General features: G+C 56.7%; 10 protein-coding genes. 1 reads left to right on the top strand and 9 read right to left on the bottom strand.

Features of this window, described 5'->3' with window-relative positions; all coding sequences use genetic code 11:
* Positions 1–295: 295 nt before the first annotated feature.
* Positions 296–721: a hypothetical protein gene (locus tag KDX37_RS25870; protein ID WP_122227683.1), complete on the top strand. Its 426-nt coding sequence runs from the start codon at positions 296–298 to the stop codon at positions 719–721.
* 43 nt (positions 722–764) lie between these two features.
* Here the strand turns inward: KDX37_RS25870 and KDX37_RS25865 are convergent, their stop codons facing one another.
* The 9 genes from KDX37_RS25865 to KDX37_RS25825 all read right to left on the bottom strand — a co-directional run bounded on the left by KDX37_RS25865 (position 765) and on the right by KDX37_RS25825 (position 10,336).
* Positions 765–1,337, bottom strand: coding sequence for a hypothetical protein (locus KDX37_RS25865; RefSeq protein WP_122227686.1), 573 nt, complete (start codon positions 1,335–1,337; stop codon positions 765–767).
* A complete protein-coding gene (gene stbB / locus KDX37_RS25860; RefSeq protein WP_231656001.1) occupies positions 1,334–2,062 on the bottom strand; it encodes a StbB family protein in 729 nt (242 codons plus the stop codon). The genes KDX37_RS25865 and stbB overlap by 4 nt, the downstream gene beginning before the upstream one ends.
* A gap of 306 nt (positions 2,063–2,368) precedes the next feature.
* The gene (locus KDX37_RS25855) at positions 2,369–2,977 is read right to left on the bottom strand and encodes a single-stranded DNA-binding protein (protein WP_122227688.1); all 609 of its coding nucleotides are present in this window, start codon (positions 2,975–2,977) and stop codon (positions 2,369–2,371) included.
* A gap of 26 nt (positions 2,978–3,003) precedes the next feature.
* Complete coding sequence (locus tag KDX37_RS25850; protein ID WP_122227692.1) at positions 3,004–3,288, bottom strand: Rossmann-fold NAD(P)-binding domain-containing protein; 285 nt, start codon at positions 3,286–3,288, stop codon at positions 3,004–3,006.
* A 26-nt stretch (positions 3,289–3,314) separates the two neighbouring features.
* Positions 3,315–5,480: a type IA DNA topoisomerase gene (locus tag KDX37_RS25845; RefSeq protein WP_122318222.1), complete on the bottom strand. Its 2,166-nt coding sequence runs from the start codon at positions 5,478–5,480 to the stop codon at positions 3,315–3,317.
* A gap of 27 nt (positions 5,481–5,507) precedes the next feature.
* Positions 5,508–5,870 (bottom strand): TrbM/KikA/MpfK family conjugal transfer protein, encoded by a 363-nt coding sequence (locus KDX37_RS25840; protein WP_231655999.1) that lies wholly within the window; start codon positions 5,868–5,870, stop codon positions 5,508–5,510.
* A gap of 39 nt (positions 5,871–5,909) precedes the next feature.
* The gene (locus KDX37_RS25835) at positions 5,910–7,565 is read right to left on the bottom strand and encodes a type IV secretory system conjugative DNA transfer family protein (protein WP_231655997.1); all 1,656 of its coding nucleotides are present in this window, start codon (positions 7,563–7,565) and stop codon (positions 5,910–5,912) included.
* On the bottom strand, positions 7,565–7,807 hold the full coding sequence (locus tag KDX37_RS25830) for a hypothetical protein (RefSeq protein WP_122227450.1): 243 nt from the start codon (positions 7,805–7,807) through the stop codon (positions 7,565–7,567). The genes KDX37_RS25835 and KDX37_RS25830 overlap by 1 nt, the downstream gene beginning before the upstream one ends.
* A gap of 114 nt (positions 7,808–7,921) precedes the next feature.
* Complete coding sequence (locus KDX37_RS25825) at positions 7,922–10,336, bottom strand: ATP-binding protein (protein ID WP_231655995.1); 2,415 nt, start codon at positions 10,334–10,336, stop codon at positions 7,922–7,924.
* Positions 10,337–10,409: the final 73 nt, after the last annotated feature.

The raw sequence follows: 10,409 nt of genomic DNA, 5'->3' as shown, positions 1-10,409 counted from the left end.
TTCCCGCTCTGCGGGGTTTCAAAGGGGTATCCCCTTTGGCACGTCGATTGGATACGAAAAAGGCGAAGCTCTTTTTTGTAGACAATCGGTAACGTGCCTGTTTTTCGATTTCGAAAAAGGGGTAGGCACTCAGGAATTGCACTGATTTGCACTACGTCGCATTAGGTTGCATTGAGTCTCACTGATTTGCACTGTGTTGCACTGACTCTCACTCTGTTGCATTAAGTCTCACTCTGTTGCACTACGTTGCACTAGCTGCTAGGTTGAGGCTTTGAAGCGCCGACTGGAGGCACCCATGAGTGATTGGAGAAGCAAACCCAGAAACGGGAAGGCGCAATTTTTAAAGCATCTGCCACTGATCCAGTCCAGGCTAAAAGGCGGCGAGACCCAAAGCGCGATCCGGCTAGAATTGATGCAGGAAGAAGGCTTGGTCATCAGCAAGGCGCAATTCAGTCGATATTTGAAAGCGTTCAATCTGATTCAAAATTTACCCTCACCTACAACGACCTCTGCATTGAAGAGTTCAAATCTGCACGGGACCGAAAAGAACCCTGAGCCTGTACCCACTGGTGAAAAAACAAAGTCAGCTATGGATAAACCACAGGCCAGTCCGGGAAAGCCCATGACTCCAGCTGATTTCAGAAAAATCAGAGAGGATGTCGATAGAATGGATTTGAATGCTCTTATTTCCGGTAGAGGCATCGTGTACGACGAAAAATAGCTGGAGTATGTGTGCCCATTAGGCACACATTCACCTGACATATTTATTTCTTATATTTCTCTTTTATCGATGCAGGAATATTACTCAAAAGATTATTCTGAGCTTTGTATTCCTCGTAAAACCACTTGTTAGTTTCGCTTACATCTTGACTCTCGATGGCGAGCCAAGTCATACCGCCGAGCATGATCACTGCCAACATCACGAAACCAGCTAGCATCATGTAATTGAAACGGGTTGCGTGCGTATCGCGAATGTTTCCTGATAGAGCAGATAGCCGATTTTCTAATTGTTCAATCTTCACGGTGGCCCGATTCAACGCTGGCTCAAAAACCCGGCTTAGGCTTTCATGAATGGCTTCGGAAAGCTTGATACCTACGTCCAGGCCTGCTTTTGTTGTAGTTGCCTGAATTAAAGCCTTCGTCTCTTCTTGTAGAAGCAATGCGGTGTCTTCTGCGTCCTCCACTGCATCAGCCACGATATCAATTGAATCTCTCATGGAAAGCTCAAGTATTTTTGGAATGCTTTTTATGTCGTCATGCAAACGGCCCACGTCGCTCAACAGTTCAGTAATCAAAGCATCCCGAGCAGTAGCAGGTACTCTTTCATTCTGACTCATTGCAGGGCCTCCTCTCTGAACAGTTCAGTAAAGACCACATCAAGTTTGCGATTGACACCCCGCGCAAGAAGCTTCAAGCCATACATATCGGACCAATATTCACGATCCTGCATATCGGCGCTCTTATCTTTGAGCATGGACTTATAGTCAGTTTCGTCGGCCATCAAAGAACTGAGAGAAATGCGTTTGACCGATAATGCGTCAAACAGCTCAGTTTCGAATACCGCGCATTTGGGGTTCATGGTGAAGGTTTTACTGCGGTTGTAGTAGGAAATGACAATCGAAAACTCTGTCTCAACGTCGCTTTGCACACGGTTGAAGATCAGACGAATCTTGAAAGCAGGAATGCCCATGGCGGTCAGCGTTTCGATCATGCTGACCGTCTCTTTCTGCTCCTTGGTTCCTGATGTCACCGGGACCACGTAGTAGTCAATCTCATCGTGCGCTTCTTCGAAACCGGCTAGGTGGTTCATGAAGTCTTCAACATTGGAAGCTCCTACGTCGATGATGGCCTGATCCTCAAGCATCAGCTTCTGGAACAGCTCGCGGAATTTGCTACCGCGCAGCTTCTCCACGTCCAGGCCAAGGTTTTCGGCGGTTTCGTTGATTGACTCAATGGCATAGATGGGCGCGCCAGGCATACGGGGCGACAGCACGTTGGCGCAGATAGTGGTTTTGCCAACGGTGCCGGTGTAGTTGATCGCGACAACTTTGATGTTGGTCATGTGAGGTGGTCCTGAGTGATTAAAAGGTGAGAAAGGTTGCGACGCCCAAGGGGCGGCGGCTGAAAATGTGTGTGTCTGGACGGGTTCAACACCAAGGGCGCGGCCCTTGTCATCTCGCAACGGCCGCGTTGACCTCGGGAGCGCGGGGTGGTGAAGCTACCCCACACTCCCAAGGTGAGCCTTTTCTGGGCGGGGTAGCGTCAAGTGTGCGCTGCGCCCGTGCTTCCGTTCGCCGCGACGATAGAGCGCGTCACGACGAGCCGGGAGCGCGGCACCTGACGTGGGCAAGATCGCTGTGTGGGTGGGTCAGACCAGCATCCAGCTGAACCGGTAGGGGTCCATAAAGGGGATATCGTCATCAAAGCTGTCGAAATCAGCGGCTGGCTGTGGTGCTTGCTGTTGCGGCGCGGGGCGCGAGTCGCGTTGCTGCGGCGGCTGGTTGTGGTTTTGCTGAGGTGCGGATTGCTGCGGCGCTGACTGTTGTGGGCGCGACTGCTGCGGACGAGGCGCAGACTGGTGGTCGCTGCCACTGCTGCCGTGGCCGTTCTGCCCTTGTTGGGAGTCGCCCTGTGACCGGCCCCCGAGCAATTGCATGGTGCCCTGCATGTCCACGACGATTTCCGTGCTGTAACGCTTGATCCCGTCCTTTTCCCATTCGCGGGTTTGCAGCTTGCCTTCGATGTAGACCTGCGAGCCCTTGCGCAGGTATTCGCCGGCGATTTCTGCGATCTTGCCAAACAGCGAAACCCGGTGCCATTCGGTCTTCTCGACCTTTTGACCGGTCTGCTTGTCAGTCCACTGCTCGCTGGTGGCCAAGCTCAGGTTGGTTACCGCAGTGCCGTTGGGCAGGTAACGACAGTCAGGATCTTGTCCGCAGGTGCCTACCAGGATCACTTTATTGATTCCACGCGCCATGATGCGCTCCTTCTTCAATGAGTTCGTTAAGGGGTGTCTTCGTTCGGGTCAAACACAAATATCGTGCTCAGAAGCTCTCGGCCTCGGGCTGTGGACTGCTCAGCTGGGCCCAGCAGCAATGCCGTTGTGCCGTCTGCCGACAACTCAAACTCTGCAAAGCAGTTGTCGCAATCCACCGGACGCCAGGTCATTTCCCACTCTCTGACGTTGACGATGTCCACGGTCGCAGGGGTTTCGCAGTTGGGGCAGTGCGCCGTCATCGTGTCACCGTCTGGCCACTGAGCCGCCTTGGGCTGTTGTTCATCTGGCATAGCTAATGCCTCCTTTGAAGATAGGGTCATGCGCGCTTTGGTTTGCCGCTGTACACGAATTCCAGCTTGGCTTCGTGGTTGAGCTTCAGGGCCGCTTCAAAGGAATTGCCGGTTTTCTTGCTGTGAAAACCCTTGATTACCCCGGTCTTGCCATTCGTCAGCAGCGCCTCGATCTGGCCGGGGGACAGCATCTTGCCGCTGACTTCCGGGTAAAACTTGAACGCGCAGGCGCGACATCCGATCACTCGCGGGGTGACGGCCAGTTCACTGCCGCACATGGGGCACTGGGCGTTCAGGCTGTCCAGTACCGGCTTACCGTCGCCTTGCACGTTGCCCAGGTCGATGTTTTGCACCTGGTCTGCAATGAAGGCCTCCAACTCGTCCAGGAACGCGTCAACGGTCAGTTCGCCGGCCTCGATCATCTGTTGCTGTTCATGCCAGAGCGCGGTCATGTCCGGCGTAGTCGCGATATCAGGCAGCGCGGCGATGAACTCCAAACCCAACTGGGTGGGGATTAGTTTTTTCTTCTCTACCCCGTAAAAACCACGCTCCTGCAACTTGGCCAGTACCGCACCACGGGTCGCCGGGGTGCCGATGCCGCCGTTCTCGCCTTTCTTGCCCTGGTCACGGTCGATCAGCAGCTGCTTGATGCGTGGGTCTTTCACATATTTAGCGACCCGCCGTAGGTCCTTGAGCAATTCGGCTTCGGTGTAGAGCGGCAGGGGTTTGGTTTTTTCCTTGGCCACCGTGATGCCGTCGCATACCCCGGCGTCACCGACTTTCAGACCCGCCAGCGCATCGAAGGGGCTCGCGACCTCGGCGGCGTCCGACCCGTCTTCGTCTTGCTCGTTTTCTTCAGTGACCTGCGCCGTCCAGCCTGGCTGCGTCACTTTGGTGGAGCGCGCAACGAAGGCGTGTCCGTTCACGCCAAAACGCACTTCGGCACTGAGGTAACGTTTTTCGGGCAAGAACTGCGCGACGTAACGTTTGACGATGGCCATGTACACGGCGCGTTCATCGGCACTCAGCTGGGCAATGTCGATCTTCACTGCCGTTGGGATGATCGCGGTGTGCGCCGAGACCTTGCTGTCGTCGAAAGCCCGGCTTTTGCGTTCCGAATTCACCTCGGTGAACATCCCGGCCAGGTCTGGCAGGGCTTCGCTCAGCAGGCTCAAGGTCTGCGGAGCCTCGCCAAATTGTTCGTCGGTCAGGTAACTGCAATCGGAACGGTTATAGGTGATGGCCTTGTATTTCTCGCGCAGCGCCTGGGTCAAGGCCAGTGTCTTTTCAGCATCGATGCTGTGGGTCTTGCTCATGTACACCTGCAGGTCGAGCAACGCGAACGGCAAGGGTGCCGGCGTTTGCTTCTCTTCCACGCGGGCCTCGATCACGGCGGCTGGTTTCTGCCGGCACGCGTCGGCCACGTTGGCGGCGTATGCCTCGTCGATGATCCGGTTCTTGTCATCGATCGGGGCATCGGCGGCCACCACGAAGCGGGCCTGCGCACGACTGCTACCAACGGCCAGGCTTGCCGCGACCGTGTAGTAAAACGTACTGGCGTGGCTCTTGTTGGCCAAGTAGCGGTTCACGATCAGCCCCAGGATCGGGGTTTGCACGCGGCCTACTGACAACACGCCTTTGACGCCCTTGGCCCTACCGGCCAGGGTGCAGGCGCGGGTCATGTTGAAGCCGTACAACTGGTCGCCGATGCTGCGGGCCAGAGCTTTCTGGAACAGGCCATAAAACTCGCTGTTGTCGCGCAGGCCTTCCAATGCTTTGCGGGCAGCGTTGGCGTTCATGTCGTTGATCAGGATGCGTTTGACCGGCGCGGTGTTGCCGAAATGCACCAGGACCTCATCGACCAGCAGCTGGCCTTCGTCGTCCGGGTCACCGGCGTGGACGATTTCCGAGGCACGGCCGATCAGTTGCTGGACCACTTTGAGCTGGTCGCGGGTACGGGCAATCGGCTGGTACATGGCCGGGCGCAGCTTCAAGGGCAGGTCGGCCTGCACCCAGTCTTTGTAAGCGGGGTTGTGCACCTCGGGCGGGGCCAGTGCGAGCAGGTGGCCCACGCACCAGGTGACGATATTGTTGCAGCCACACTCGAAATAGCCGTCCTTGCGTATGACGGTGCCCAGCGCCTCGGCAATGACCTGGCCCAGGGCGGGCTTTTCCGCAATGAATACTCGCATGGTGTTCTCCTTGTCAGGATCTGGGGCTTAGCCCCGGACCTTGCCGAACTTGTCGTTGATTTTTTGGGTGTAGCTCTGATCAGCACCGGGGCAGCTGTTGAGATAGTCCTGGCGCGCCGTGGCGGTCTGGCTCCATTTGATGTTCCCGTGCTTCTTGACCAGGATGCTGAAGTAGTCCTGTTCGGCGGTGCGGCACTCGCTGCCACCGCTGTTGCCGGTGAGCCTGCCGAACATGCACAGCACGGACTTGCACGGGTCGCCGGCAAAGGCTGAACCGCTGCTCAACAGGCATGCGGTGAACAGTGCGAAGACCCGCGTTTTGCTGCGACCGGGCACGGCGTTGCCGGCGGCCTGACCTTGGCGGTCAACCGTTTTCCTGAAGGTATTCATGTTTTGCTCCTGCTGACGCCAGAAGGCGTCGGTGGGGTGTTACATCGTTTCGAGGGTATCGTCAGCCTGCACAGGTGTAGGCTCGGGATCCGGTTCATCAACTGGCTGAGCCGCATCTGGCTTGGCCGGGACGGCGTTAGCGGCCTTCTCTTTGGGATTCCAGCGCTGTCGCTGTTCGGCCTGCATGGGCTTGGTGTCTGCCACTGCGACCTTGGATTCGATGGTGCGCACCGGCACAGTTAACGCGTCGATCTTGGAGGCGTCACCCACGGGCAAGGGCGGCGGCGGCAGCTTTTCTCGTGACTTGAACACCTCTTCCTCGTAGTAATAAATCTTGCGAGCCAAAATCTTCAGGGCCGGGGTGGTTTGGGTCCCCTGTACGAAGATCAACTGTTTGTCATAAGGCAGCTCGTTGACCTCTTGGGGCAGCATCAAGGGCCGGGGCTGTTCGCTGTAACTGTCTGTTTGGCCTCGAGCACCTATCTCGTGCTTCTGCCTGTTCAATGACTGGTTATGGACGCGCACGGTGGTATTGCCCAAGCGCCTGCTGTACTCCTCGGCCAGCTTGATATCACCAGGGGCGAACACGATTTCGTTGTGAATCGCCTTCATGATGCCGTTGGCCGCTTCCTCGCCATAAATAGCGCGCAGTTGATCCTTGCCCTGGAAAATGAAGAAAAACCTCAGCCCCGCGCCTCGGGTCAATGCGGGCGCGGTCTCCAGGATTTCAATACGGCCCATGATGGCCAGCTCATCCATCAATAGGGCCAACTGGTACTTGTACCGAAGCGTGCCGTCTGCACAGTGTCCGCCTTGCTCCGGTATGACTTTGGAATTGAGCCGTATGGCCTGAGTGAAGAACAGGTTCATCAGCGGGCCGTACTTCTTCAGCGAACCCTCGGTGACGCTAAAGTACGCGGTCATCTTTTCTTCCCGGGCTTTAGACAGGTCGATGTCATCCCCTGACACTGCCCAGGCCACCGTCTTCTCGGCATAAACCGACAACACGTCGCGCACGATGTCCACGGTAGTGGACCAACCACTGCTCTTGTTTTTCGAGGCCTCAAATACGCCATTAAGCTCGCGAAGGGCTTCAAAGGAGAGCGCATTAGGGCCGGTGCTGCGCAGCTCGATGATCTGCTGAGCCCACGTCCCCATCCCTGTCCCCAATGAGCCAATTTCGTAGGCCTGGGGCAGCGTAAAGGGCATGTCCGGCGTTTCCATCAGATACAGCAACATGGCGGTGAAGACGTTGCCCGCCTTGTTGTACCACTCCTGGTTCTTGGGGTTGTCGGACACAAACAGCACCCTGGCGATCGTGCGAATCTCCCCCAGCCGGTAGAGCGGATCGCGGTTGATTGCGCTCAGGGGGTTCCAGCGGTGCGTCTCCAGACGCTCAGGTGAAAAGCGATAGACTTTGTGCCCGACAGAAGCCCGGAACCCCGAGGTGATTTCCCAGTTTTCAAATTTCGGATCGTTGACCACCATTGAGTCGGGGTAGCTGAGCAGGTTGGGGATCACGGCCCCTACTCCTTTCCCGGTGCCCGGTGGTGCGGCCAGCATCACGAACTGTTGCCCGTAACTGGCCAGAAACGAATCTTCCGTGGGGTGCTTGCCGAGCAGGAACGCAGGATGCTCATCGATCCGTTTTTGTGGGTTGGTCGGGCTGATGGGTTGCGATTTTGCTTTGGCCATCAGTGGGTCCCCGCTTGACGCTCAATCGCCTGGGCGCTGCGTTGGGACTGGAATCTTTGTTGTAGGGCGATGGCCATCTGCTGATTGGCCTGGATCTGCCTGAGTGATTCACTGATCTCATCAAGCTGGGCGAGTGCAATACAAATCCCCAGCCAAGCTGCAATGACGAAGACAACGCCCAGCGCAATGGGCAAGGGCAAACCCAAAAAGAGGCGGGGTTTCGATTCTTTTGATTGTTCCATTAGGACTCTCCTGCAGGTGCTTCCGGGCACAGCTCGGCCCCAGGCGGCTGATAGCCGTCTGCGTGGCGATGCATGGAAAAGGTTGAAAAGTGCGGTGGTATCAGGGCGATGCGGCTACTTATGTGCGCAACACCCGCTTGAGTTATCGAGTAGCAGTTGATCGGCATGTCGCCACTTCAAGTAGTCCTCAACACGCCAAAACCCTGCAGAAGCGGCGTTACGTTCAAGCACCCACCAGGTTTCGCCAGGCTCGACCATGACGTGGTATTCCTTAGCTAACTTACGGCGTGGATCGTCCTGTTCAGCAGCCAATTGCTCCTGATTGAACTGGTCGCTGCGTGCCTGCTCTTCGGCCAACTCCTCTTCGGTGAAATAGTCATAGGGATCATCATCGAAGTCCGGCTGTCCGAACTGGCATTCCCATTCGGTGCGTATCTCTTGCTCATCGCCTCCGGTGGCCAGCAAATGAGCGAGGTAGTTCAGGGCACCGGCTGGAATGTCTGCCAGCGGCATGTCCAGAATCCGTGCGACCTCGGGCTTAGCCTTTTCGATCTGCAACTCAAGCGCTGCGTATTCAGCGTTTTGAGCCTCGCGCTGAGCCTGCAACCGCTCCTTCAACTGCTCGCTGCTCGCCACCTGATCGGCCTTGGCCTGCTCGATGACCCTGTTCCAGTCGGGCGGCGGTGGGCAGACACCCTTGTCGATCAACCCGGCATTGATCCTGCTGAGCAACGCCATGTCCTGCTCCGGCACCGGCGTGCTGACAATCGGGTCCGCAGAGTCGTCCTCGATGGCGTCCGACAAGCCGCGTTTCATACGGCCAGTGCCCACACGCCTCACCAGGTGAAGCTCTCCCCAGGCATTGCCGGTTGCCCTCTTGCCTTCCATTTCCATGCTAGTGGTGTATTTCATCAACCACTTGTGCATGAACCGCTGCCGCTCGGGTGCCATGCGCAGGGAAATGTCATGGAAGCGCTGATAGAACGCTTCGTCATGCCCGCACGCCATGCTGTCGCCCTGGTGCGCCACCTCGTGTTCGACCAGCCCGAAGATGTAGGCTGCCGTTTTCATGGGATCAGACTTGAGCCGTTGCACGATGGAGCGGTTGATGGCCAGGTAGGTTTTACCATCCGTCCACGCTTCACTGGTGTTCGACTCGCCAAGCAACACAGCCAGGAGGTCTTTGCTATGCCGAACGGTGCCATCCTTCCAGCGTTCAGCTCCTACACACGCACCGGCGTAGTGTTGCAGGCACCAGCGCAACGCGATCCAGGCCCGGCGCGTTTCCTTGTCCAGCGCCTTTTTCTCATCGACAATAGATGTTCGCTCGACATAAGCCTTCTTGACGGTCGCAAAAGCGGCGCACTGGGGCACTTTCAGTTCTCGGTACCAGTGGCTGACGGCAGGTCTGGCATTGGCAATCACCCGCTCCAGCACATCTTCAAAATCTTCAACGCTATGGCAACCGAAGCGGTCGAGCGTTTGCGGATGCAGTACCTGGATGATGCGCTGCCCGGCAATGCCTTCGCCTTTGGGTATGTCACTGCCCTTTAAAACAACGGTGTAGGTGCCGTTGTGTTCGCGAAACGCCTTGTTAATAAAATCCATCAGGGTGATATGCCGTTTGCCTGGCAGCACCGTAATGACTTCTTCATGGCAGAATATTTTGCCCATATCAGCTGCACCGCTTAGCAACGAAAGTGCTGATCGCGCTCGACGTGCTTCTGTCTTGCGGCGTCCACCCAACTCCCCCGAGACCTTGTCGGCCAACGGGCCGAACACCTTGGCGATTGCTTTCCAGACCGGGCAGGTTTTGCGCAGTATCTCGCTACGGGAGACGTTGAGGGCAATCGCCCGCTTGGTCACGATCAGGCCTCCAGCCCCCCAGAGGTGCGAGGAATCGTGACGGACCAGCACACCTTGGTTGTAGATCGAAACCGCGCCTTCTTCCTTGGCCCGGTAATAGGCGTATTCGTCTTCAAAGTCCCACTTTTCCGTTGCAGGATCGCGGGTAATGAGACGGCCATTGAGTTCAACGCTGATGCGGGTGTAACGCACCAGGTCACGAATCTCCTGGACGGCAGACATCAACTCCAAATCGTTGAGCGGTTCGTACCAGATGCCCTCGATGGAGCAACCCGGTGCGCCGTGTTCAAGATCGTCCAGATCGTAGTTGTAACCCATCGAGCGGGTATCAACGGTCATCTGCCAATCGTTGGAAGCCCAACGTGTTTTGGCGTGCGCCATGATCTGGCCCCGGCCCAGGCGGAACCGGCCATAAGTGGCATCACCTTCCTGGTGCGGTGTGCCAAAGCGTCCGAAGTAACGCAACACGTCATTGCGGCTGGCAAATCCGCGACCGTCATCAGCGCAGTGAAAACCCTCTTTGGTCATGGTCAGGCGCAATGCGGTGGCATCGGCGTCTACAGAGTTCATCACCAGCTCGATGATGGCCTTGCCGATCGATCCGGCCTGACTATGGATGATGTGTTGAATGATTTCGGGGTCCAGCTCGAAAGGTAGCAGCACGGTACACCTCATATGGATAAAGCTAGGCACAGCCAAACGCCTGACAGCTGATAGCCGACTGCGTAGCGGTGCA

Origin of the sequence: Pseudomonas californiensis (assembly GCF_021147775.1) — a bacterium.
Classification (GTDB): domain Bacteria; phylum Pseudomonadota; class Gammaproteobacteria; order Pseudomonadales; family Pseudomonadaceae; genus Aquipseudomonas; species Aquipseudomonas californiensis.
Note: the sequence above shows the minus strand (reverse complement) of the source record. Positions and strands in the feature narration are given on the sequence as shown.